The organism is Aurantiacibacter flavus, from assembly GCF_039710615.1.
GTDB classification, from domain to species: domain Bacteria; phylum Pseudomonadota; class Alphaproteobacteria; order Sphingomonadales; family Sphingomonadaceae; genus Alteraurantiacibacter; species Alteraurantiacibacter flavus.
Genome location: NZ_JBDLBR010000006.1, coordinates 42,920 through 66,173, shown reverse-complemented (window position 1 = coordinate 66,173; position 23,254 = coordinate 42,920). Strand labels below are relative to the sequence as shown.

Annotated in this window: 24 protein-coding genes, 1 pseudogene and 1 riboswitch; of the genes and pseudogenes, 14 read left to right on the top strand and 11 right to left on the bottom strand. The window is 64.1% G+C overall.

The window, feature by feature from the left end; all coding sequences use genetic code 11:
* Positions 1-150 precede the first annotated feature (150 nt).
* The 4 genes and pseudogenes from ABDJ38_RS15465 (at position 151) to ABDJ38_RS15450 (ending at position 2,868) form a co-directional block, all read left to right on the top strand.
* Complete coding sequence (locus tag ABDJ38_RS15465; RefSeq protein WP_346786035.1) at positions 151-1,548, top strand: amidohydrolase family protein; 1,398 nt, start codon at positions 151-153, stop codon at positions 1,546-1,548.
* A 128-nt stretch (positions 1,549-1,676) separates the two neighbouring features.
* Positions 1,677-2,162: a VOC family protein gene (locus tag ABDJ38_RS15460; RefSeq protein ID WP_346786034.1), complete on the top strand. Its 486-nt coding sequence runs from the start codon at positions 1,677-1,679 to the stop codon at positions 2,160-2,162.
* A 49-nt stretch (positions 2,163-2,211) separates the two neighbouring features.
* Positions 2,212-2,295, top strand: a pseudogene (locus ABDJ38_RS15455) (hypothetical protein); the annotation flags it as partial.
* 18 nt (positions 2,296-2,313) lie between these two features.
* The gene (locus ABDJ38_RS15450; RefSeq protein ID WP_346786033.1) at positions 2,314-2,868 is read left to right on the top strand and encodes a tyrosine-type recombinase/integrase; all 555 of its coding nucleotides are present in this window, start codon (positions 2,314-2,316) and stop codon (positions 2,866-2,868) included.
* A 162-nt stretch (positions 2,869-3,030) separates the two neighbouring features.
* Here the strand turns inward: ABDJ38_RS15450 and ABDJ38_RS15445 are convergent, their stop codons facing one another.
* On the bottom strand, positions 3,031-3,786 hold the full coding sequence (locus tag ABDJ38_RS15445) for an SDR family oxidoreductase (protein WP_346786032.1): 756 nt from the start codon (positions 3,784-3,786) through the stop codon (positions 3,031-3,033).
* 132 nt (positions 3,787-3,918) lie between these two features.
* Here ABDJ38_RS15445 and ABDJ38_RS15440 point away from each other — a divergent pair, with 132 nt between their 5' ends.
* Complete coding sequence (locus ABDJ38_RS15440) at positions 3,919-4,509, top strand: TetR/AcrR family transcriptional regulator (protein WP_346786031.1); 591 nt, start codon at positions 3,919-3,921, stop codon at positions 4,507-4,509.
* 263 nt (positions 4,510-4,772) lie between these two features.
* On the opposite strand, the gene nhaA is transcribed toward ABDJ38_RS15440, so the two are convergent.
* The 3 genes from nhaA to ABDJ38_RS15425 all read right to left on the bottom strand — a co-directional run bounded on the left by nhaA (position 4,773) and on the right by ABDJ38_RS15425 (position 6,639).
* The gene (gene nhaA / locus ABDJ38_RS15435) at positions 4,773-5,942 is read right to left on the bottom strand and encodes a Na+/H+ antiporter NhaA (RefSeq protein WP_346786030.1); all 1,170 of its coding nucleotides are present in this window, start codon (positions 5,940-5,942) and stop codon (positions 4,773-4,775) included.
* A gap of 3 nt (positions 5,943-5,945) precedes the next feature.
* The gene (locus ABDJ38_RS15430) at positions 5,946-6,134 is read right to left on the bottom strand and encodes a hypothetical protein (RefSeq protein ID WP_346786029.1); all 189 of its coding nucleotides are present in this window, start codon (positions 6,132-6,134) and stop codon (positions 5,946-5,948) included.
* A 349-nt stretch (positions 6,135-6,483) separates the two neighbouring features.
* Complete coding sequence (locus tag ABDJ38_RS15425) at positions 6,484-6,639, bottom strand: DUF465 domain-containing protein (protein ID WP_346786028.1); 156 nt, start codon at positions 6,637-6,639, stop codon at positions 6,484-6,486.
* A gap of 102 nt (positions 6,640-6,741) precedes the next feature.
* Here ABDJ38_RS15425 and ABDJ38_RS15420 point away from each other — a divergent pair, with 102 nt between their 5' ends.
* From ABDJ38_RS15420 to ABDJ38_RS15400, 5 genes are all read left to right on the top strand, one after another.
* Positions 6,742-7,656, top strand: a complete 915-nt coding sequence (locus tag ABDJ38_RS15420; protein WP_346786027.1) for a hydrogen peroxide-inducible genes activator — start codon at positions 6,742-6,744, stop codon at positions 7,654-7,656.
* Between the two features lie 52 nt (positions 7,657-7,708).
* Positions 7,709-8,263: a hypothetical protein gene (locus ABDJ38_RS15415; protein ID WP_346786026.1), complete on the top strand. Its 555-nt coding sequence runs from the start codon at positions 7,709-7,711 to the stop codon at positions 8,261-8,263.
* Between the two features lie 107 nt (positions 8,264-8,370).
* The gene (locus ABDJ38_RS15410; RefSeq protein ID WP_346786025.1) at positions 8,371-8,832 is read left to right on the top strand and encodes a Dps family protein; all 462 of its coding nucleotides are present in this window, start codon (positions 8,371-8,373) and stop codon (positions 8,830-8,832) included.
* 69 nt (positions 8,833-8,901) lie between these two features.
* Positions 8,902-9,522, top strand: a complete 621-nt coding sequence (locus ABDJ38_RS15405; RefSeq protein ID WP_346786024.1) for a 6-phosphogluconolactonase — start codon at positions 8,902-8,904, stop codon at positions 9,520-9,522.
* A complete protein-coding gene (locus ABDJ38_RS15400; protein ID WP_346786022.1) occupies positions 9,510-9,971 on the top strand; it encodes an NUDIX hydrolase in 462 nt (153 codons plus the stop codon). The genes ABDJ38_RS15405 and ABDJ38_RS15400 overlap by 13 nt, the downstream gene beginning before the upstream one ends.
* Here ABDJ38_RS15400 and dinB read toward each other — a convergent pair.
* Positions 9,968-11,080: a DNA polymerase IV gene (gene dinB / locus ABDJ38_RS15395; RefSeq protein WP_346786076.1), complete on the bottom strand. Its 1,113-nt coding sequence runs from the start codon at positions 11,078-11,080 to the stop codon at positions 9,968-9,970. The two genes, ABDJ38_RS15400 and dinB, sit on opposite strands and share 4 nt — an antisense overlap.
* Positions 11,081-11,148: 68 nt before the next feature.
* On the opposite strand from dinB, the gene ABDJ38_RS15390 reads away from it, so the two are divergent.
* Both ABDJ38_RS15390 and ABDJ38_RS15385 read left to right on the top strand, forming a co-directional pair.
* Entirely contained in the window at positions 11,149-12,399 is a 1,251-nt protein-coding gene (locus tag ABDJ38_RS15390; RefSeq protein ID WP_346786021.1) for a multidrug effflux MFS transporter, read from the top strand.
* A complete protein-coding gene (locus tag ABDJ38_RS15385; RefSeq protein WP_346786020.1) occupies positions 12,396-13,871 on the top strand; it encodes a glycerol-3-phosphate dehydrogenase in 1,476 nt (491 codons plus the stop codon). Before ABDJ38_RS15390 ends, ABDJ38_RS15385 begins: the two co-directional genes overlap by 4 nt.
* Before the next feature lie 113 nt (positions 13,872-13,984).
* Here the strand turns inward: ABDJ38_RS15385 and ABDJ38_RS15380 are convergent, their stop codons facing one another.
* The 4 genes from ABDJ38_RS15380 to crtY are packed head-to-tail and all read right to left on the bottom strand — an operon-like array spanning position 13,985 to position 18,334.
* Entirely contained in the window at positions 13,985-15,031 is a 1,047-nt protein-coding gene (locus ABDJ38_RS15380; RefSeq protein WP_346786075.1) for a phytoene/squalene synthase family protein, read from the bottom strand.
* A gap of 35 nt (positions 15,032-15,066) precedes the next feature.
* Positions 15,067-15,648 (bottom strand): LOG family protein, encoded by a 582-nt coding sequence (locus ABDJ38_RS15375; protein WP_346786019.1) that lies wholly within the window; start codon positions 15,646-15,648, stop codon positions 15,067-15,069.
* Positions 15,645-17,141, bottom strand: coding sequence for a phytoene desaturase (locus tag ABDJ38_RS15370; protein ID WP_346786018.1), 1,497 nt, complete (start codon positions 17,139-17,141; stop codon positions 15,645-15,647). The genes ABDJ38_RS15375 and ABDJ38_RS15370 overlap by 4 nt, the downstream gene beginning before the upstream one ends.
* Positions 17,138-18,334, bottom strand: a complete 1,197-nt coding sequence (crtY, locus tag ABDJ38_RS15365) for a lycopene beta-cyclase CrtY (protein WP_346786017.1) — start codon at positions 18,332-18,334, stop codon at positions 17,138-17,140. The genes ABDJ38_RS15370 and crtY overlap by 4 nt, the downstream gene beginning before the upstream one ends.
* Positions 18,335-18,414: 80 nt before the next feature.
* Between crtY and ABDJ38_RS15360 the strand changes: the two genes are divergently transcribed.
* Positions 18,415-19,299, top strand: a complete 885-nt coding sequence (locus ABDJ38_RS15360) for a MipA/OmpV family protein (RefSeq protein WP_346786016.1) — start codon at positions 18,415-18,417, stop codon at positions 19,297-19,299.
* Positions 19,300-19,317: 18 nt separating this feature from the next.
* On the opposite strand, the gene ABDJ38_RS15355 is transcribed toward ABDJ38_RS15360, so the two are convergent.
* On the bottom strand, positions 19,318-21,369 hold the full coding sequence (locus tag ABDJ38_RS15355; protein ID WP_346786015.1) for an alpha/beta hydrolase family protein: 2,052 nt from the start codon (positions 21,367-21,369) through the stop codon (positions 19,318-19,320).
* A gap of 84 nt (positions 21,370-21,453) precedes the next feature.
* Positions 21,454-22,089 carry an SOS response-associated peptidase family protein gene (locus tag ABDJ38_RS15350; protein WP_346786014.1) on the bottom strand — a complete coding sequence of 212 codons (636 nt, stop codon included), beginning with the start codon at positions 22,087-22,089 and terminating at the stop codon, positions 21,454-21,456.
* Between the two features lie 568 nt (positions 22,090-22,657).
* Between ABDJ38_RS15350 and ABDJ38_RS15345 the strand changes: the two genes are divergently transcribed.
* The gene (locus tag ABDJ38_RS15345; RefSeq protein WP_346786013.1) at positions 22,658-23,059 is read left to right on the top strand and encodes a hypothetical protein; all 402 of its coding nucleotides are present in this window, start codon (positions 22,658-22,660) and stop codon (positions 23,057-23,059) included.
* A gap of 48 nt (positions 23,060-23,107) precedes the next feature.
* A riboswitch (TPP riboswitch) is annotated at positions 23,108-23,233 on the top strand.
* Positions 23,234-23,254: the final 21 nt, after the last annotated feature.

Below are 23,254 nucleotides of genomic sequence, written 5' to 3'. Positions count from 1 at the left end.
CTTGCGTCGGCCGGCACGTCCGGCATGAGCTTCGGTCCCTCTCTGCCTCGAAGTGGAGAGGGACCGTCAGCATTCTGTGCACTTGCGATCAAGAGTCGTTAGGCAGGTTGCGGCAGTGATGGCCTCTGCAGGCCCTTGCGGAGATAGGCGATGAGCGAGCAGCAGATGATCGAAGCGGACCTTCTTGTCACTGGCGCAGAGATTATCACCATGAACGGTGCGCGCGAGGTTATCCGCGATGGCGCGCTGGCCACCCGTGGCGATAGTATCGTCATGGTCGGCAAGAGCGCACAGGCTGCCCGCACGGTGCGCGCGAAAAAGACCGTGGACGGCACCGGCTTCGTTATCTCGCCGGGGTTCGTCGACGGGCACATCCACATCACCGCCGATCCGCTCACGCGCGGTTTCGTGCGCCGCATGCCCGAAGATAGCTGGGGCAATAACCTAGCGAAATGGGTCATCCCGCTGTTCAAGTGCCAGACCGCCGAGGACGAGCGGCTGGCCGCGCAACTCTCGGCGGCGACCATGATCCGCTACGGCACGACGACCTTTCTCGAAGCCGGAACCGTAATCCAGATGGAGGCGGTGATGGAAGCGCTGGGCGAAACAGGGATTCGCGGGCGCGTGGGCCAATGGGTCGAGGGGCGCGACTGGGGCTCGACCGGCAATGAGAGCGCCAAGATCGACGAGGCCATCGGCTTGCTGCGGTCAGAGGTGGAGGCATGGCCCGATGATGGCGACTGCCTGCTTGCGGCCTGGCCCGTTCTGGTCGGGCACTCGACGAACCCCGACGAAGTATGGCTCGCCGCAAGGCATATTGCGGACGAGAGAGGCCTAAAGCTTTCGGCCCACATGAGCCCGCGCCAGTCGGACCCGGACTGGTTCCTGCAAAGCTACAACCGGCGCCCGCTCGAGCATCTTGCCGACATCGGTGCTATGGGGCCGAACGTGCTCCTCACGCATCTTGCGGCGATCGATGAAAGCGAGTTGCAGGTGCTGGCCGAAAGCGGCGCTGGCTGCATTCACTGTCCCGATGCTGCTTTTCTGGGCGGTATGGGCCTCGCCCGGCAAGGTCTGCACCCCGAAATGCTCGACCGCGGGGTGACCGTGATGCTGGGCACCGATGGCATGGCGAGCGACATTCTCAGCTCGGCGCGGCGCATGGCCGCCGGTTATCGCGATGCACGCGGCGATCAGGACTTGCTGCCTTCGACGAGCTTGCTCGAACTGGCGACCGTCAACGGTGCAAAGGCCATGGGCTGGCAGGACCGCATCGGTGCGATCGCGCCGGGCTTCAAGGCAGATTTCGTCATGCACGACACGCGCCGCGTGGAATGGGGGCCGGTTTTCGACAGTGTCGGCCAGCTTGCGCTATGTGCTCCACCAGCTGGTGTCCATCACGTCTGGATCAATGGTCGGCAGGTGTTGGATGCCGGACGTAACCTGTTGCTGGACGAGGAGAAACTGCTCGCAGATGCCGTGCAGGCCGGCAAGGCATTGGTCGAGCGGACCGGGCTGCCTGTACGCACGCCCTGGCCGGTTGCCTGAGCACTGGTCGAAGAGCCGAACGGTGCCTTGTGCGCCTAGAGTTCAGAATTGGGGCATTTGCAGCCAAGTGAGATTTCTGGCGGGGTGCTAGTTTGTTTGCACAATTCATCCAGTCAGGAGATTTGCCGGTGATCCAGGTTGTCCATTCCGTTGGCCCCAAGCGTGCAATGTGGACCCATATTGCGCTCGCTGTGAAAGACGTGGATGCCACGGTCGCGTGGTACGAAAAGTTTACCCATATGCGCACGCTGCAGCGGCGCGAGGATGATGATGGCAAGAATGCCTGGCTGGCCGATCCGGACGAGAAGGAACGCGCATTTGTGCTGGTTATCGGCCAGTTCTTCGAAGGCAAGGACCCTTTCGCTCCGCAACCCCATCCTCCGCTTGGGCCTTTCGCGCATATCGGCATCGAACTGCCGACGCGTGAGGCGGTCGATGCCGTGGCGGCATTGGGCAAGGAAGACGGATGCCTGGCGCTCGGCCCGATGCAGTTCCCCAAGGAAGATGTCGGCTACATCTGCTTCCTGAAGGACCCGGACGGGAACACAATCGAGTTTTCGTACGATCAGGGCGTCTTCGAAACTGCGCGCGATAAATGGCAGGTTTCGGTTTGAGCGGGCCGATGCAGGAATGCTGACTGCGGAATAGACAGTCTTAGAGGCGCTGTCTTGCCGCATCTGCGGCAAGGAAAAGGCCCTCGCCATCGGCATCTATCCCGGCGTTGGCCTCGCGGCGGCACGTCGTCGACGCGACGATGCGCGTACGTTGCTCGCCAACGGGAAAGATCCTTCTGTCGAGAAGCGGCGCGACAAGATCCGTTCTCAGATGCAGGCGGCAAATACGTTCAACGCCGTCGCTGCCGCGTTCTGCGACAAGCGCAAACGCGATGGTACCAAGGGCTGGGCGCCGGCTACCGCCACGCGCAGTAAATATCTGCTCTCGCTGCTCAGAGGCACAATCGGACACATGCCGATCGTAGATATCCTCCCGATCGATGTACTCGCCGCTGTCCGAAGAATTGAGAGCAAGGGCCAATTGGAAAGCGCCCGACGAACCCTGCAGCTTGCAGGGGCGGTTTTCCGCTACGTTGTCGCGGCCGCGCGCAAACCGTCCGACCCGACGTGTAATCTTCGCGGTGCGCTGACGACGCCCACAGTGACTCCTTGTGGTGCGATCATCGAACCTGAGCGAGTGGGCCAATTGCTCCGCGCAATCGACGGGTATGAGGGGCTGCCGATGACGAAGCTTGCCATGCAGCTTGCACCGCATGTCTTCGTCCGTCCCGGTGAATTGCGGGCATGCAGAATGGGAAAAATTTGACCTGGATGGTGCGCTCTGGACGATTCCCGCAACGAAAACGAAGATGCGCAAGGATCATCGCAGAGTGCGACACTGATAGCGATGATCGGGTTGGCTTGGAGAGCCTGTCCTCGCCGAGAGAACGATCCCCAGATTGACGCCTCGATGTCGCCAATGTCGGCGTCACCCGCCCCTCGCCCATGCGATCGCATCGGCTCCGGCCGGAAGTGCCATCGGACAGTCAGGATCGGTCGCGGCGCGAAAAACCGCCTCGGCTACATCGCGCGCCGTCGTGACGTCACCTGATCCGGCGGCTTGCATCGCAGCCATCGTCTGATCGGCGAAGTCCTGATAGGCTTGCGGGAACCAGCCTCCCCTTGCGATCTGCTCCTGCGCATTCGAAGCGAAGCTGGTGGAAGGCGCCATGCCGGGAACGACGACCCTGGCGCGAATGTTGAACGGAGCGAGCTCAAGCGCCGCCGACTCGGTCAATGATGTCACGGCGGCCTTGCTCGCCCGGTAAACGGAGAGCAGCGGCAAGGGCTTGTAAGTCGAGCTCGAACTCACGTTGACGATGGCCCCCGAGCCCCGCTTGCGCATTCCTGGCAGAACGGCTTGCATAGTCGCGATGGTGCCGAAAAGATTGGCGTCGAAAATGCCATGCACCACAGCCATCGGCGTTCCTTCAATGGCGTTCAACCACCCTATACCGGCATTGTTCACGAGTACGTCGATCTCGCCGGCCTCTGCCACGGCAGCTGCGATACTCTCGGTCCTGGTGACGTCGAGCGGGAGGACCCGGAGCTGCTCTGAGGGCGGCGAGGTGCTGGCGGCGGGATCTCGCATGGTCGCGACAACGCTCCAGCCCTTTTCAAGGAAGTACAAAGCGGTTTCACGGCCGAAGCCAGTCGAGCAACCAGTGATGAAGACGGTTTTCATGGGGCCTGTCCTTGTGATCGTTTGTTTACAGCGCTAAGGATATGAAGGATTCTTCAGGTTTGGAATTCGCATATGAACCGACCAGCACCTGACCTCCTGAAGCCCCGGAAAGCGCCGCAACAGTCGCGCTCAATGGCAACGATCGAAGCGATCCACACGGCAACCATTCAGGTTTTGCTGGCGGACGGAGTCGGACGGCTCACGACAACGCGCGTTTCGGAACGAGCGGGTGTTTCGGTCGGGACGATGTACCAATATTATCCGCACAAGCAGGCACTGCTGTTCGCAATCGTCGAGCGGCAGCTTGATCTTATAGTAAGAGCCATGCTGGAGGCCGCTGAGCGTCTGGAAGGGTGCGATCTGCGGACCGTTTCGGACGGGCTGGCGACGGCATGGCTGGACGCAAAGATGGCCGACCTCGTCTCGTCGCGCGCCATTTACGCCATCGCCGCCGAGTTCGATCTGGCCGAACTGATGAGCCGGGCCAAGAATCTCATGGTTGAGGCGATCAGCCCGTTGCTCAGAGCAATTCCCGATGCGCGCTTTGCCGATCCCGATGTGACGGCCTTCATGCTCGCTGCGCTGCTTGGCGGGACGGTGCGCGTTGTCATGGAGGCGGGCTCCTCGGAGGATGACCTTGAGCGTTTGCGCCAGGAATTGCCCCGGGCCTGTCTGGGCTACCTCAAAATGTCCGCGTGCCCCCTGTGTCCGTCAGATGAATGATCGGCAGCTATCGGAAAGACCGTAAGCTGGTCCCAACGACAGAAATGTTGGCGGGTGCTGACGCTCCATCCGTGCCTTGCTTCGGTTATCTTCTTGTCAGTCATTGCCGAACGCGAATCACAGCCATCCCGGTCCGTGGCAATCCAACTACAGCCAAGAAATTCCCGGGCCTGAAATGGGGGTTTTTCTGACGGGCTATGATTAATCAGATGATTTGCAATGATAAAATCGGTCCAATTAAATTCCCTTCACCCGCGCTAATTTCACTCCTTTTTCAGCGATGTCCGTAGCAGCGCATAGCCGCCCAGAGCAGCAACCAGCGAGCCCGAAAGCACGCCAAGCTTCACCGCATCGACCTGCGCCGGATCGGCAAAGGCAAGGTTGCCGATAAACAGGCTCATCGTGAAGCCGATTGCGGCCAGCAGTGAAACCGCATGCACCTGTCGCCAGCCGACGTTCTCCGGCAGGCTCGCCAGCTTCAGCTTCACCGCCACGTAGGCCAGCCCGAAGATACCCACCTGCTTGCCAATCAGAAGGCCAAGCGCGATGCCCAGCGGAAGTGGTGCCAGCAGGTCGGCAGGGGAGAGGCCGGCGAGACTCACGCCCGCATTGGCAAAGCCGAAGATCGGGATCACGAGGAAGGCGACCCACGGGTGCAGACCATGCTCCATATGCTCAAGCGGCTCCGAACCGTCGCGCGCGGAAAGCGGAATGGTCATGGCCGCAGCAACGCCCGCGAGCGTGGCGTGAACACCCGACTTCAGCACGAAAACCCACAGCACCACGGTCAGGATAACATAGGGGATCGAGGAACCGATCCGCAGCCGGTTAAGCGCGATCAGGCCGGCCAGTGCCAGCGCGCCGCCGCCCAGCATGGCGATGTCGATCGTGCCCGAATAGAACAGCGCGATGATGGTGATCGCGCCGATATCGTCGATCACCGCGATCGCCAGCAGCAGCGCTTTGAGCGCGATCGGCACGCGCGGCCCGAGCAGCGTCAGCACGCCCAGGGCAAAGGCGATGTCGGTCGCGGCGGGAATGGCCCAGCCGGCGACGTTTTCCGGGTTGCCGGAATTGAGCGCGAGGAACACCAGTGCGGGGAATGCCATGCCCCCGATCGCCGCGAACAGCGGCAGCGAGGCCTTGTTCCAGCTCGAGAGCTGACCTTGTACCACCTCGCGCTTCACTTCGAGGCCGACGAGGAAGAAGAACACCGCCATCAGCCCGTCGTTGATCCACAGCAGCAGGGGCTTGTCGATGGCGAAGTCGCCCGCCGTCACCGCGACGGGCAGCTCCAGCGCGCCGAAATAGCTGTTCGCCGCCGCACTGTTGGCCGCAACCAGCGCCAGGGCAGCCGATGCGATAAGGACGATTCCGCCGGCGCTTTCCTGTTTCAGGAAGTCGCGAAGGGCAATGGTTGCTCGCGCCAACATCGATCAGGTTGCCCGCGCATGTGGCTTGGCAAGGCGCAGCAACGTGCGGCTCAGGGCGTTCCTGATGCGCAGGCGTAGATGCCGCAGCTGCAACAGCGCAAGGCTGTTTGGCTGCTTGCGCTGCTGTTCCAGCGACAGACGTTCCTCAACGCGCTGCAGGTATTCGGTAAGCTTGTAAATCCGGGCCTTCATATCGTGTCTCCAACAGGGGAAAGTCGATCGGACGGCCGTTCACAGGCGGGGGCATAGAGGGGCAGGCCAGGTCCCATGCATCGGCCGTCCGATGCGGTCCGACATCGCAAGCATCAGGAAGTCGCTTGCCAGAGGGGCCCGGTCCGCATGAAAACAATGACGCTGCTTCGAGTTGGTTTCAATCGCACCGCGCTTTTGCCGCGCGGCGCTCGAAGCGGCGATGTGTGGCCTTTCTGGATTATCCAAATGAAATTTAAGGGGATTTCCAGATCGGCTGGTTGGTCAAGGGCGCTCGATAGACAAAAGCTATCAAGCAATAACGGCTTAGCCTATCGCTCGGCCGGTCGTCTCAGGCGGACAACTGCGCGATGCGATCCTTCAGGCGCAACCGTTTGCGTTTCAACCGTGGCAGGTCTCCCTGACGCGCGAGAGCCTTGGTCGTGTCGATAAGGCGATCGAGTGCGCGATGCTGCTTGAGCAGATGGTCGAGGTGCATATCAGCCATGGTGCGTTTCCTTCTGTTGCCTGATCACAAGCTGGCTGTTTCGGAGCGTTTACGCCAATCGAACTGGCATAAGTGTTTCAATAGAGCTAGCCTATCGCTGTAATGCCAACACTGCGCCAATTCGAATATCTCGTCGCGCTTGACGACCACGGCCATTTCGGCCGCGCGGCTGCCGCGCTGCACGTTTCGCAACCCACGCTCAGCCAGCAGCTCAAGCAGCTTGAGGAGCGGCTGGCAGCGGTGCTGGTCGATCGTGGGCCGAACGGCGTGGCGCTCACCCCGATCGGGCGCGATGTGGTGGGCAAGGTCCGTGCGATCCTCGCCGAGGTCCAGGATGTGAAGCGGATTGCCGCACGCAGCGCCGAGCGGATGGCGGGCACCTTCCGCTTCGGCGTCTCGCCGACGCTCGGTCCCTATCTGCTGCCCGAGGTGATCGCCCGGCTCCATCGCGACTTTCCGGATATGAAGCTGCATATCCGCGACGGCATTCCCGACGAGCAGGTGCAACATCTGCGCAACGGGATGCTTGACCTGCTCCTCTCGCCCTTGCCGGTGGCTGGCGATGACCTCGAGATCGAGCCCCTGTTTCGCGAGCCTCTGAGCGTGGTGGCACCGCCCGATCACCCGCTCGCGGCCAGGGAGGCGGTGAAGCAGGCTGACCTTGCGGGCCAGGCGTTTCTCAGCCTCGACCTGCGCCACCATTATCACCGGCAGGTTCGCGAAATCTGCGACGGGCTCGGCGCGATAGTGCTCAAGGATTACGAGGGGACCAGCCTCGATTCCATTCGCCAGATGGTCGCTTCGGGGATCGCGCTGGCGCTGCTGCCTGAACTCTACCTGCGCTCGGAAGCGGGAGGCGAGCGGTCAATCGTGCGGCTCGATGTAATCGACTGGTCAGCCTATCGCTCGGTGGGCCTGATCTGGCGGCGCAGCTCGCCGGCCGCCGAGATGTTCCGGGTGGTCGCCGCCGCAATCGGGAAGGCGGCGCGCGAAGCGATGACAAGGCCCGCCGGATGAGCCGCGATCCGGCCTAGTCCGCCTTGGCTTGGGCAGCTATGGACCTTGCGGAATGTCGGCCTTTTTCCTTGCCTTTCTGACCTCGGCGCTGGTGATCGCCAGCGGTCGTGATGCCCTGTTCGTGGCCCGGCTGTCGCAGGCGCATCACCGTGCGCCGGGGCTCCATGCTGCCATTGCGCTCGCGGCATTGTGCTTTGCCGCGCTGCCGGTCTGGCTGGCAGGCTCGGTGGCGGCTTTGCTCGCGGGTGGGGCGGGGCGGTTGTTCGTGGCCGTGGCCTTGCTGGTGGCCGGGACGGAACTGCTGGTGCTGCGTCCCGCGCCGACACCCGCCGAGCCTACGCACTCGACTGTGGCCACTGCGCTGGTGCTGGCCGTGCGGCTGGTCTCCGGCGCCTCGGGCTTTGTGTTGCTGGCGCTGGCTGCGCGCGGAACGGCGCCCGCGGCCTTTATTGCCGCTGGTGGCCTCACGGGGGCGCTCGCGGTCTTGTCGGCGGCGGCGATTGCGGGCCAGGACTGGGAGCGGTTGCCACTTGGCATCGTGCGGCCGGGTGTGGGAGTTGCACTCTTGGTCGCGGGCGTGGTTATTGGATGGTTTGCATTATTCTGAAAGAAAAATCGGATATTCCGATCAGTGCAATCGCCGATTTGGCGGAAACGCCGTCTCCGGTTCCGCGTTGATGAAGTGAACATACCCAGGAAGAAGAGGACTATCAAATGGCTACTACTGGCGACAATTCGAAGCAGGCACTGGTCGAGGGACTCAACGGCCTGCTGGCCGATCACTTCGCGCTCTATATCAAGACCAAGAACTTCCACTGGCACGTGAAGGGCCCGCGCTTCCGCGACCTGCACTTGCTGTTCGACGAGCAGGCGGCTGAGATTCAGGGCCAGATCGACGTGATCGCCGAGCGCGTGCGCAAGAACGATGCAAACACGTTAACCTCGCTATCGTCGATCATCGCCGCCACCAACGTTGCCGAAGAGAACGGCACCGATCTCGATGCGGATGCCATGGTCAAGCAGCTCCGCGACGATAACGCAGCGCTGGTCGCTAGCCTGAAGGCGCTCAAGGAAGCGGCCGACAAGGCAGGCGACAACGCCACCGACGGCCTGATCGACGACTGGACCGACCTGGCCGAAGAGCGCGTCTGGTTCCTCAAATCGTTCCTCGGCTGAGCCTCACTTCAGCCTGAGCGTCCACACCGCGGCTCGCCATTGCGTGCGCCGCGGTGTAGGCACCGCCCCATGACGACCGTAGAACTTGTCGAGCAGGCGGACGATGCCGCCATTTCCGCCTTCCTTGAAGGCGTCCTCAAGGCACGGTTGCGCGAGGAGAACCGGCCTGTAGCGATCTGTTTGCCCGGCGGCTCGACCCCGTTTCCGATCCTGCAACGGCTGGCCGAGACCATGACAGACTGGGGCGGGATCGAGGTCTGGCCGGGCGACGACCGGATCGTTCCCGAAGATCATCCCGCCAGCAACACCGGCAAGCTTCGCGCGCTGCTCGAACCGCTGGGTGCGCGCGTGGTTGCGCTGGAAGAGGGCGCTGCGCCGCCGCATTTCTCGCTGGTCTGGCTCGGCATGGGTGCCGATGGCCACATCGCTTCGCTGTTTCCCAACACCGATCCGCAGGTCGACGATCCCGCCACGGTTCGCCGCCTCACGCCCGATCCGCTCCCGCCCGAAGCCCCGTTTGACCGCCTGACGCTGACTATCCCCGCGCTGCTCGACACCGACCAGCTGATGTTCGTGATCCGCGGTGACGACAAGCGGAAGGTGTTCGACGAAGCGCGGATCGGCGCGCACGACCTGCCCGTGGCGCGGTTGCTGGGCGCGGCGCGGCAGCCGGTGACATGTTTCGCCTGATCCGACGGGCACTGGGGCGCCTTGCATATCGCATCGCCCACCGCTTGCGAGTGTGGTACTGGCGCTTGCGCAAGCCCACGGTCAATGGCTGCACGGTCATCGCGCGTAACAACGCGGACGAGGTGCTGCTGGTCCGACCGAGCTACGGCGGGTCGCAGTGGCAATTCCCCGGCGGCGGCAGAGGGCGCGGGGAAGACCCGCTCGAGGCCGCGCGGCGAGAGTTTGCCGAGGAGACCGGCCTCACCCTCCACCACGCTCGTTCGCTCGGGCCGCAGCGGCGCGAATTCCATGGTGCTACGAACGTATTCCATATCGTGATTGGCGAGGCCGACGGGTGGCCCCGGGTCGATGGCTGCGAGATCGTGGAGGCCGGATGGTTCGCTCGCAGGCAGCTTCCGGCAGGGCGTAAGGCTACCATCGACGACTGCCTTCGCGTCGCTCGGATCTAGAGCAGGCTCAGCTGGGCGTCGTCGCTCGCGGGCTCCTGCTCCTGCGTGCGCTCCAAGTTGCTAAGCGTCAGGCCCATCAGCCGGATTGGCTGGGCCAGCGGAAGTTCCGCCTCGAGCAGCGCTTCGGCGAGCTGGGTGAATTCCTCCCGCCCGCTCACCCATTGCGGCACCGAGCGCGAGCGGGTTGCGGTCTGGAAATCGCGGTATTTTAGCTTGAGCGTCACCGTGCGCCCGCGCGCCTGCTTTTCAGCGATGCGCTCCCACACGATATCTATGATCCGCGCTAACGTTTCGCGCAGGTCTTCGGGCACGGAGATGTCCTCGGAAAAGGTCCGCTCGCCGCCGATCGACTTGCGCACCCGGTTCGAACGCACGGGCCGCAGGTCGATCCCGCGCGCGGCGCGAAAGAGATAGTCGCCGAAGCTGCCGAAATGGGTCGTGAGGTATGCGCGATCCTTGGTCGCGAGGTCTGCGCCCGTCTCGATGCCCAGCCTTGCCATCTTCTCCGCGCCCTTCGGGCCGATTCCGTGGAACCGGCGCACCGGCAGTGAGGCGACGAACGCCGCGCCTTCGCCGGGGCGGATCACGCACAGCCCATCGGGCTTGTTCTGGTCGCTTGCCAGCTTGGCGAGGAACTTGTTGTATGACACCCCGGCCGAAGCGGTGAGCTGTGTTTCCTGGCGGATTTGTGCCCGGATCAGCTCTGCGATGCGCGTGGCCGAGCCAATTCCGCGGATATCGTCGGTGACATCGAGATAGGCCTCGTCAAGGCTGAGCGGCTCGACCTCCTGGGCATAGTGATCGAAGATCGCGCGGATCTGTGCCGACACCTCGCGATAGACGTCGAACCGGCTTTTTACGAAAATCAGCTCGGGGCAGCGCCGCTTGGCTGTGACCGAGGGCATGGCGCTGCGCACCCCGAACTTGCGCGCCTCATAGCTGGCCGCAGCCACCACGCCGCGTCCACCCGCCCCTCCGACCGCCACCGGAAGCCCGCGCAACGCAGGGTCGTCTCGCTGTTCGACGCTGGCGAAGAAGGCATCCATATCGACATGGATGATCTTGCGCAGGCCCTGACTCTCGTCGGGCGCTTCGGCATTGTCGTCCATCATGGCGGGTCAAGTATGGTGCGTTTTGTCGTTTGCGGCAATGCAACAGAGCCGATAAGGGCTATGCGATGCCCAAGCGCAAAACCTCCGACATTCAAATTGGCCGCCGCGAACTGGTGGTCCTCCTTGCCCTGATGATGAGCCTTAACGCGCTCGCCATCGACGCCATGTTGCCGCTGCTCGACGAGATTGCGCGCGACCTTGCCGTGGTTGACGCAAACCGCCGGCAGCTGGTGGTCGGGGTCTATACCATTGCGATGGGGATCGGCGCGCTATTGCCGGGCAGCTTTGGCGATCGCTTCGGTCGCCGCCCGGTTATCCTCACCTCGCTGGCCGCCTATTGCACGCTGTCGCTGATCAGCGCCTTCCTCACCGATTTCGAAGTGCTGTTGTGGATGCGCGGGATCATGGGGTTGATGTGCGCGGGGCTGATGGTGATGCCGATGACAATCGTGCGCGACATTTACGACGGCGATGCCATGGCGCGGCTGATGTCGCTGGTTTCGGCGGTGTTCATAACTGTGCCCGTGGTGGCGCCAAGCCTCGGCTCGGCCATTGCGCTGCTCGCCGGGTGGCGCTTCATCTTCGTGGGGCTGGCCGTGATGGGCGGGATCGCGGCCGTGTGGGTGTGGTTCCGCCTGCCCGAGACGCTGACCGAGGATAACCGCCAGCATATCCAGCTGCCGGTGATTGTGCGCAACATGCGGCTCGCGCTGATCAACCGGCAGGCGGTCGGCTACGTGTTCGGCGCGGCACTCCTGATGGGCGGGGTGTTCGGCTATGTGAACTCGGCGCAGCAGCTCTATCAGGATTTCTTCGGCGTGGGCGCGTGGTTCCCGGTGCTGTTCGGCGGGACGGCGGCGATGATGGCGATTTCCAGCCTCGTCAATTCGCGCATCGTGATGCGCTTCGGCGCGCGCCGGGTGAGCCATGCGGGCACCCTGATGTTCATCGGGGTAAGCGCGACGCAGGTGTGGTCATCCTATGCCCACCCCGGCAACATCTACTGGTTCCTCCCGTTGATGAGCGTGAACCTTGGGCTGCTCGGGTTCCTCGGCGCGAACTTCAGCTCGATAGCCATGCAGCCGTTTGCGACCATCGCAGGCGCGGCTTCCAGCGTGCAGACCTTCTTCCGCATGTTCGGCGCGGCCATGGTCGGTGTCCTGATCGGGCAGGCTTACGATGGCACGGCATTGCCTTTCGCCTGGTCGCTGCTCGGCACCTCCGTGCTGGCGCTGCTGCTGGTGCTGTTCAGCGAGCGGGGCGTGCTGTTCCGCCGCCTGCACTATCCTCCGCAGAAAACGGTGCCCGTGAGGTGAGCGCGCTTTACGACCTCATCGTGATCGGCGGCGGGGTTAACGGCGCGGGCGTGGCGCGCGATGCCGCTGGCCGCGGGGCCAAGGTGCTGCTGCTGGAGGCTGGCGACCTTGCAGGCGGCACCTCCAGCAAGTCGACCAAGCTGATCCACGGCGGTTTGCGCTATCTCGAATATGCCGAGTTCGCGCTGGTGCGCGAGGCGCTGGTCGAGCGCGAGAGGCTGTGGGCCATCGCCCCGCACATCGTCTGGCCGATGCGCTTCGTGTTGCCGGTGAGCGACGGGATGCGCCCGCGCTGGATGCTGCGCGCAGGCCTGTTTCTGTATGACCACATCGGCAAGCGCGAAGACCTTTCGGCCACGCGCACGATCCGGCTGAAGCGCGATCCGGCGGGCAAGGAACTGCTGCTGGGGCCGACCCACGGTTTCGAATATTCGGATTGCTGGGTCGACGATGCGCGGCTGGTGGTGCTCAATGCGCTGGATGCCGCGCGCAAGGGCGCCGAAATCCGCACCCGTGAGCCTGTAACCAGCGCCCGCCGCGATGCCGACGGGCAATGGCAGGTTGTCACCGAGCAGGGCACTTATCGTGCGCGGGCCGTGGTCAACGCTGGCGGGCCGGGCGCAGACGAGGTGGCCGGTGCGATGGGCCGCAAACCGGCCTTCGGCCTGCGCCGGGTGCGCGGCTCGCATATCGTGGTGCGTCGTCGCTTCGGGCATGACCGCGCCTATATCCTGCAACTGCCCGACACGCGCATCTGCTTCGCCATTCCTTACGAAGGCGAGTTCACCCTGATTGGCACCACCGATGCCGATCACACCGGGCCGCTTGACAATGTGGAGGCGAGCGAGGCCGAGATCGCCTATCTGATAGAGGCCTTCAACGCGAACTTTGCCGATCCCATCGCCCGTGCTGACGTGGTGCACAGCTATGCCGGGGTGCGCGCCCTGATTGACGAGGGCGAAGACCGGCCCGAGGCGGCCACGCGCGGCTACCGCCTTGCGCTGTCGGCCAAGAGCGAAGGCGCGCCGGTGCTCGGCATCTATGGCGGCAAGATCACCTCCTATCGCCATGTGGCGGAGGAGGCGGTGGACATGCTCGGCACCCGCCTCGATTGCCTTGCTAAGCCCGCGTGGACCGCCGATGCGCCATTGCCTGGGGGAGATTTTCCGAAGCTCGCGCAGCCGATCCTCGTGCGCGAATTGCAGGCGGATTATCCGTTTCTCAGCGAGGCGGAGGCCCTGCGTATCGCCCGCGCCTATGGGCTCGATGCGGTGCTGTGGCTGGGCGAGGCGAAAACCCGCGCCGATCTGGGCCGCGATTTCGGCTGCGGGCTGAGCGAGGCCGAGGTGGACTACCTGCACCGCGAAGAATGGGCGCAGACCGCCGAGGACATTCTCTGGCGGCGCACCAAGCTGGGGCTGCATATGAGCGCTGAGCAGCAGGCGGATCTAAGGGAATATCTCGGAGCCTAAGCCCGACCCCGCTCGCCCTGAGCCTGTCGAAGGGCCGTCCTTTTTTCGGATTGTGCGCTTGGCCAAGAAGAAGGCAGTGCTTCGACAAGCTCAGCACGAACGACCTATTTTCCTCAATCCTCTTTCTTGCGCACATCCTCGTCGCGCAACGGGGTGTACTTCACATCGGCCGGCTTGCCTGCCATGCGGGCGCGCACCATCAGTTCGCCGCGCGTCCAGCGGGGCATTTCGCTCGGTGGCCAGGCACCCAGCCGCGCCTCCCTGAGCGCCGACAGCACGTGGCCGAGCTTTTCCAGCTTCGTGGTGTGGACCCGGTGATCCCAGGCCAGCTCCGCCTGCTCGACCACCTTGCGCCCGATCGCGCCATAGATATTCGTCGCCGACAGCACCGCCCAGCGCTGGCGAAAGCGCAGGTGCCGCGCGCCCAGCCGGGCTGCAGCCTCGTGCTGCTCGGCCAGATGCACCAGCCTGCGCGCCAGCGTGACCAGCTTGTCGCGGTACATCGGTTTCAGGTGTTGGCCAGGCGGAATATCCATCTCCACCAGCCACTCGACCGGCAGATAACAGCGTCCCGCCGCATCGTCTTCGCTGAGGTCGCGCGCGATGTTGCTGAGCTGGAAGGCGAGCCCGAGGTCGCAGGCGCGATCAAATGTGTCGCTCTCGCTGTCGGGCACGCCCATGACCTTGGCCATCATCACCCCCACCGCGCCGGCAACGTGGTAGCAATAGCGCATCAGGTCGGCCTCGGTGCGCGGACGCCAGCCTTCGGCATCGAGCGCGAAGCCGTCGATCACATCGTCGCACATGGCCTGCGTCAGCCCGCATTCGGCGGCAACCAGCCCGAGCGCATCGAAGGCGAGGTCCGAGGTCGGCTGGCCATCGAGCGCGCGGTGGGTGAGGATGCGGATCGCCTCGACCCGGTCGTGCCCCTGCTTTTCGTCGATGCTGAGCGGGCCGCCGTGATCCTGCCCGTCGGCAATGTCGTCGCAGCGGCGGCACCAGGCGTAGAGCAAATGCACCCGCTCGCGGGTGGCCTTGTCGAACAACAGCGAGGCGCTGGCGAAACTCTTCGAGCCTAGTGCAATGGATTCGCCAGCGCGCCTGACGAGAGCCGCGCGGCTGCGCCCGCCGCCCGCGGAGCGATAGGGCTGCTTGACCACGAGGCTGGCGACCAACGGCCGGGGGCGAACGCGCTTCACAGGTCGTCCACCCGCATCTCCACCACCGTCTTTGCGGGGGTGAAAGAGGCCATCTTCGCCAGCAAGTCATCGAGGGTGTCGGCGGAGATCAGAATGTCGCGGTGCGCGCTGCGCACGAAGCCGACCTCGCCCATATGCGCGTTGAAGGCGAGCAGCCCGTCATAGTAGCCGAAGGCGTTGAGCAGACCGACTGGATTGGCGTGATAGCCGAGCTGCGCCCAGCTGATCGCTTCCCACAGCTCGTCCAAAGTGCCGACGCCGCCAGGCAGCGTCACGAAGCCGTCCGACAGGTCGGTGAAGGCCTGCTTGCGCTGATGCATGGTGTCGACCACCTGCAATTCGCTCAGCCCTTTGTGCGCCACTTCGAGGTTCACCAGCGCCGTGGGGATGACGCCGATCACCTCGCCGCCCGCACTCAGCGCACCATTGGCGACAGCGCCCATCAGCCCGGCCCTGCCGCCACCAAAGACCACGCCGATCCCGCGCTGTGCGAGGCTCGCGCCGACCTCGTGTGCGAGCGCCATGTAGCGCGGATCGGAGGGCGTGGCCGAGCCGCAATAGACCGCAAGCCGCTTCATTGGGTGAGATCCTCGATCATCAGCCCGGCGGTTGCCTTGGCGCTGCCGACCACGCCGGGAATGCCCGCGCCGGGATGGGTGCCCGCGCCCACGAGGTAGAAGTTCTCGATCACGTCGTCGCGATTGTGCCCGCGGAACCATGCGCTTTGCGTTAACACCGGCTCAAGGCTGAACGCGCTGCCAAGGTGCGCGTTGAGGTCGCGGCTGAAATCGGTCGGTGCATAGTGGAAACTGGTCACGATCCGGTCGTGGATGTCGGGGATCAGCCGCCGCCCGACCTCGTCGAGGATGCGCTTTTCGAGTTGCGGGCCGACCACCGACCAGTCGATCGCCAGCTTGCCCTGATGCGCCACCGGCACCAGCGCATAGAAGGTGCTCTTGCCTTCGGGCGCCATGCTGGGATCGGTCACGGTCGGGTGGTGAAGGTAGATCGAGAAATCTTGCGGCAGCACGCCGTGGGTATAGATGTCGTCGAGCAGGCCTTTGTAGCGCGGGCCGAACAGGATCATGTGGTGCGGAATTCCCGGCCAGCTGCCCTCGACCCCGAAGTGGACGACGAACAGGCTGGGCGAGAAGCTCTTCTTCGCCAATGCCTTGCCCTGCGATTTGCCGCGATGGCTGTCGCCCAGCAGATCACGGTAGGAGTGGACGATATCGGCGTTCGAGGCGACCGCGTCGAACTCGCCGTACCAGCCGCTCCTGGTGTGAACGCCCTTGGCCCGCTTGCCGAGCGTCTCGATCCGGCTGACCGGATCGCCCAGCCTGACCTTGCCGCCGATCCGCTCGAAATGGCGCACCATCCCGGCGATCAGGCGGTTGGTGCCGCCGCGCGTCCACCACACGCCGCCGTCTTTCTCCAGCTTGTGGATCAGCGCATAGATTGCGCTGGTTTTCATCGGGTTGCCGCCCACCAGCAGGGTGTGGAAGCTCAGCGCCTCGCGCAGCTTCTCGCTGCGGATGAATTTGCTCACCATGGAATAGACGCTGCGCCAGGCCTGATACTTCATCAGCGCGGGCGCGGCCTTGATCATCGAGCTGAAGTCGAGGAACGGCACCGAGCCCAGCTTGACGTAGCCCTCTTCGAACACCCCGGCCGAATATTCGAGGAAGCGTTCGTAGCCCTGCACGTCGGCGGGATCGAGCTTGGCGATCTCCTTGCGCAGGCTGGCTTCGTCGTTCGAATAGTCAAAGTTGGTGCCATCGGGCCAGTTGAGCCGGTAAAACGGCATGACCGGCATCAGTTCAACGTCGGCGGCCATGTCGTGGCCGGAGAGCGCCCACAGTTCCTTCAGGCAATCGGGATCGGTTACGACGGTCGGCCCGGCGTCGAAGGTGAAGCCGTCGCGCTCCCAGAAATAGGCGCGCCCGCCGGGCTTGTCGCGCGATTCGGTCACGGTGGTGGCAATCCCGGCGCTCTGCAACCGGATCGCGAGCGCGAGCCCGCCGAAACCGGCGCCGATCACGCAGGCGGTGCGGCCTTCGGGGCGTGTCATGGATAATCCTTGTGTTCGGGCGCCCGCAGGGGCGGGGCAGGGCGTGTCAGGGCAGCGACAGCCCGAGATACGGGAACAGGGGGCTTGCCCGCAAGCACTCTTGCACGATCAGCCATCGTCGAGCGCCCGGCATAGAAGCGTTCGATCAGCCTTTCGGATAGCCGGTAAAAGCGTTCGAACACACGGTAACGCTCTTCGGGCAAAGCGGCGCCGAACAGCATCCGCCCGAGCAGGCGATAGAATCCCATCGCGCGCCAGTGCTCGCGCGCCATCGTTTCTAGCTTCGTGGCGAGCTGGTCGCCGGGCAGATCGGCCTCGGCGGTGACGGCCAGCGCGGTGGCGACGGCGAAGGGCAGGGTGTAGCTAGTCAGCGGGTGGACGAATCCGCCACGTGCGCCCGCCACGCTCACGCCTTCTATGCGCTGCTCGGCCTGGAAGGCGGCGAAGTCGCCTCCGGTTATAACCGGCAGCACACCCGTTTCGCTGCCGAGGATATCGCCATCCCAGCCTTGCGTCCGCGCATAGTCGTCAAGCCGGGCGTTGAGCGCGGCATGGTCGAGCGTGGGCTCGTCCTGATAGTAGGTGTCCTCGATGAACAGCTCGCGCTCGCCCAACGGCAGGACATAGACAAAGCGGTAGCCGCCCAGTTGCGCGACCGTTGCGTCCATGATGACCGGTGCAGTAAGACCATGGGGCCGGGAAACGCGCAGGTGGCGGCCCATGAATACCTGCCAGCCACCCGAGAGGCTCGCAGTGGGGGCAAAGCCGCGACAGTCGATCACTGCGCGCGCATCGATGCGCCGTCCGTCGCCGAGTGTCACGCCGCCGGCATCGAGCGAAGCGGCTTCGGCCCCGGTCAGGATCGCGCCTGCGGGAAGTTCGCGGGCCAGCGTGGCGGCAAAGTCCTCGCTCGCCAGCGAGCAATAGCGGCTGGCGAGATGGCGGCTGTGGCCGGGGAAGCTCACGTCGTAGCCGTGGTTCCACGCGGTCTTGCCGAAGGGGGCGAGCAGGGCATCACCACCTGCGGGCAGGTCACTGGCAAACCAGCTCCAGCGATGGTTGCCGCCGGGCTGCGCCCCTGCCTCGATCAATCGCAGCGTCAGATCGGGACGTGCCTGCGTTACCGCGAGCGCGATCAGCCCTCCGGCCAGACCTCCGCCGACAATGGCGATATCGAAGGTATGCCCGGTCATTCCAACTGCGATAGCCGATTGTCATTGCGGAACCAACTCGGTGCGCCGAACATTTCACTTAAAATTCGGGGAGCCCCAATATGTTCAGTAATTCTTTCAAGGCCGGTTCGCTCAAGGCCAGTCTTGCTCTTGCCGCGGCCACCTTGATGTCGGCCGGCGCCAGCGCGCAGGACAGCGATGAGCAGATCGACATGAGCGATACCGCCTTTTCCGGCGACTATCTGTCGGTGGGCGTGGGCGTGGCGGTGAACCCGAGCTACCTTGGCTCGGACGATTACGTTTTCACGCCGCTGCCGATCGTGCAGGGCTCGCTGGGCGGGGTGGGTATCTCTCCGCGCGGCGGCGGACTTGCGCTCGATTTCATTCCTGACGGTGATGGGAAGATCGGCTTCGATCTCGGTGTCGCCGCGCGGCTGCGCGCCAATCGCAACACCCAGATCAAGGACGAAGTTGTCGCCAGTCTCGGCAAACTCGACAAGGCGATCGAAGTCGGCCCCACGGCGGGCGTTACCATCAACAAGGTGCTGCATGGCTATGACAGCCTGACCTTCAGCGCCGATGCTGTATGGGACATCAACGGTGCGCACGATGGCTTCGTTGTCAGCCCCTCGGTGACCTATTTCACCCCACTCAATCGCGGGATGGTGGCCAGCCTTTCGCTGTCGACCGAATATGCCGACGCGAAGTTCCATGATTATTACTTCGCCGTCAGCCCCGCGCAGAGCGTGGCAACAGGTGGCGAGTTGCCCGAGTTTCAGCCCTCGGGCGGCGGTTTTACCCGCGCGGGCGCGACACTGCTGACCGGCATCGACCTCGATGGCGATATCACCAACGGCGGCTTTGGGCTGATCGTTGTTGGCGGCTATTCGCGCGTGCTTGGCGATGCGGCGGATACGCCTTTCACCAGTGTGCGCGGTTCGAAAGACCAGTTCTTCGGCGCCTTCGGGGTCGGCTACACCTTCTGAGCACTGGGGGGCGGAGGATTACTCCTCCGCTTCGTCCTCCTCGATCATCAGGTCGGGCCGAGGCGCAGGGACGGCCGCGGTGCGGTTGCCCGTCTTCAGGTAGGTGTCGAACCATTCCATCATGCGCAGGTTATAGTCGTAGCGCGCGGCCGCCATCGCGTTGCCGTGGCCTTCGCCCGGATACCACACCAGCCGCAGCGGCGTTTCCGGCTTGCGGATCTTGATATTGCGATAAAGCTCGAGGCTCTGCGTGGGGCTGACGCGCGGATCATCCTCGCCGTGCAGGATCAGCAGCGGGGTTTCGGCCTGTCCGGCGTAGGTCACCGGGCTGCGCTCGATGGTGAACTCGTAATTGTCCCAAGGCTGCGCGCGGGCGTGGACGAGGAATTCCTCGTTCGGAATGTCGGTGGTGCCGAGCTTGGAAACCAGGTTGGAAATGCCAACGAACATGACGCCAGCGGCGAATTCTTCCGAATAGCGCGTCGAACTCCAGGCGGTGGCATAGCCGCCGTAAGAGCCGCCGGTCACGCCCACCCGGTTTTCATCGGCCACCAGCTGCTCGACCAGCGCGCGCTTGGCATCGACCAGATCGTCGAACTCCTTGCCCGCCGCATCGGCCTGATGCTGCTTCGAAAAGGCGGTGCCATAGCCGGTCGAGCCACGATAGTTGGGCAGGAACACCGCATAACCCTGGCCCGCCGCCACCTGTCCGGGGTTGGCATAGCTGGTCACCCAGCCGTTGCTCTCGTGCGATTCCGGCCCGCCGTGGACATCGAGGATCAGCGGCGATCCGCCGAGCGGAGGCTCGCCTACCGGTTCGATCAGGATGCCCTCGATTACCTGCCCGTCGCGCGCGGCATAGGTGAGCGTGCGCTGGGTGCCGAAGTCGACCTCCGACAGCCACGGGTTGTGCGCAGTCCAGCGCTCGAACCCGCCGCGCGAGGCGACGAACAGCTCGGACGGATGCGCGGGCGAATTGGCCGTAGCAATCAGGATATTGCCCCCCTGATCGAGCCCGGTCAGGATCAGCTCGCCCGGATCGACATTGCCGAGCACCTCTCCGCTATCCGAATAGTAGCGCAGCACGGATTGCGCGCCGACGTGGATCACGCTGGCGAGCCGCCCGTCGGCCATCCACTCGGCATCGACTGCCGCCTCGGGCGCGCCTTCGTTGAGCGCGGTAAAGTCGCCGGTCGTGGCATCGACGAGGTAAAGCGTGGTCGCCGCCGGATCGTTGGCATCGACCGCCGCGATCATCGACAGCTGGCGTGAATCGGGCGAAATCTCGATATCGCCCAGCTTGCCGTTGGTCTGCACGGTCACGACGCTGTCGTCATAGAGGTTGAGGATATTGGCGCGCAGGCTCGTGTATTCATCGTCGACGAGCGGCGTTGGCGCGGACGTGAACACCGCGAACTCGCCATTGGGGGCAACCTCGAAGCTGTAAACCTCGCCCGGAAGCTCAAGCTGGCGCGGTTCGGCATCAGGTTCTTCGCCAAGGCTTGCCACGAAGACCCGCGAATAGCGCAGCTCTTCCTCGTAGATGCGAGCGTTGAAGCCGGCATCGGACTCGGCTTCGCGCTCGTCGTCCTTGGCGGGGGCGGCGATCAGATAGACCTCGCTGCCCGAAGGCGCGAAGGAATAGGACGTGACATTGGCCCCGTCGATTTCGGCGAGCTTGCGATAGGGCCCGCCATTGACGGGCACGCCCCAAAGCGCGCGCTTTTCGTCCTCGGCGCTCCACAGGAAGGTGACCATCGCTCCATCGGGGGTGAACCCTATCCGCGAAACCTCCATCCCCTCGGGCAGCCAGGCGCGCGCCTGCATCGGGGCATCGGCCAGAAACAGCTCCTGCCGCGCGCCGCCGTTCTCCTCGCCCTTGGTGACATCGGGGCGCGAAAGCGTGGTGTAGGCGATGTTGGTGCCATCGCGCGAAATCGCGATTCCCGCCGTGTATTCGATGCGGGCGACGTCCTGCGGCGTCATCGGGCGGGCGGCGAGCGCGGTGGGCAGGGCAACGCCTGCGGCGAGCGGGAGCGACAGAAGCAGAGCAGCGCGGCGGAGAAGCATGGGGTCGTCCTCGATTCCGGTTTCAGGTGTTAGCAACGGTCATAGCGCGAGGGGCGCTGCTGGCAATGGCCGCCCAGTGCGTAACTAGCCCCGGTCGCTTGGGGGCAGTTCGCGCAAGGGCGCTTCGGGATCGGTTTCAAGCAGCGAAGAGGCCCGGTCCCACCCGCCGCGCAGCCACAGGGCATAGGCTTTCTCGTGCCCCGGAAGCACCAGCGGCATCCGCTCTGCGCCAAGGGCGCGGACTTCGGGGCTGGCGGGCCGGGTGATGAGCGCGAAGCTTGGCACCTCGCTATCCTTCCACAATCCGGCAAAGGCGAACAGCGTCTCGCCCTCGGGTGCGAGCCAGTGGCGCAGGCGGCGGCCTTCGTAGTCGGTCCCCGCGCCCCAGACCATGAAGCTGGTGGCAGGCACAAGGCAGCGGAACTCGCGGTTGCGCAGGTTGCCGATCCAAAACGGGCTATCGGGATTGGCGACGCTGAGCACAGGCCGCGCATTGTAATTGGCGGAGGGCGGCGGCGGCACTCCCCACAGGCGCGGGACCATCCGCCGCGTCTGCCGCGCCGCGCCCGGCCCGGCGACGAACTCGCGCCCCTCGGTGATGATCGGGGCGAACCCGCCGGGCGCGACATGCCCGCCCGCCCACGGGTCATTGCCGCTATAGGCGCCAAAAGGGCGGGCGATGGCGCGGGCATTGGCGTCGAGGCGGAACAGAACAGTCATGGTGTGGCGTGCCGGGTGGGGGCTTTCCGGGCCTTGAACCCTAGGCCGTGTGGACGAATTTGGGAGAGGCTGGAGCGACTTAAATTAGGGAGTGAAGCGGCCAAGGTGTTTGAGGTAAAGCGCACTTGGTTTGCGCCAATGCTCAACCGTTGTGCTCTAGCATTTTCCGGTAGAGGGCGTCTCCGCCCTTAGCCCGTTCAAGGCGTATTTGTCGGTGCGCGATCGAAAGTGCTAGTGGCACTGCGACGAAGCCGATCACACCGGGGATGACTTCGAGATTCCCATAAAAATCATTCCAGAATGCAATAGCATAGATAAACCCGAAAAACATGGCGAAGCCAAAGGCAAGTCGCTCCCTGACTACAGAAGGCTTTCTAATTTGGTATCGACGATGGGCATAGCGCCAGAATGCTCGCCTCCAATTCATCGAGTCTTACTCCCCATGCACATCTGCCCAATGCTTGAAGGATGGCACTTCATCGAGACTTCCGCAAATGGAGCCAAAACCAGAAGCTCGAATTTGTCCACGCCACCTAGACCCTGCGCCCGGCCAGAGGTATCCGCGCTTATGGCTCAATTCACCGACCTTGCCGCCGGCCTGGCGTTCTTTGCCGGCCTGTTTGCTCTCGCGCTTGGCTTTGCGGAATTGCGGGTGCGCGGGTTCTATCTCGAACTGCTGTCCGAATGGGAGCACTCGCCGGGGCTGCGCTTCCTCACCGGTGTCGTCTTCGTGCTGGGCGGCGCGGCGATCTATCTTGCCAACCCTTGGCAGCTGGGCGATCCGCTGACGATGTTGATGACAGCGCTGGGCGGCGCGGTGGTGGCCGCCGGGCTGGCCTTTGTGGCGGTTGGCGAGCGCATGATGGCGCTGGGGCGGCGTTTGGTCGGCGTGCGGGGCCGGGGCTGGGCCTATGCGCTGGTCGGTGGCGGCGTGGTGCTGATCGTCGCCACCTTTGCCCGGATTATCTGACCCGCGCGAACAGCTCCCTATCTTCGTGGGCGATTAGCCTCTATAGAGGCCCCTGCCCCGGGGGAGCGCTGCCTGATCGTATCGAGGCACGGCGCTTGAGAGGGCGGCACGAGCCGCCGACCCGCTGAACCTGATCCGGTTAAGACCGGCGGAGGGAGGGAAGCGGTTTTCTCACCACAGGAAAACGCGGCCTTT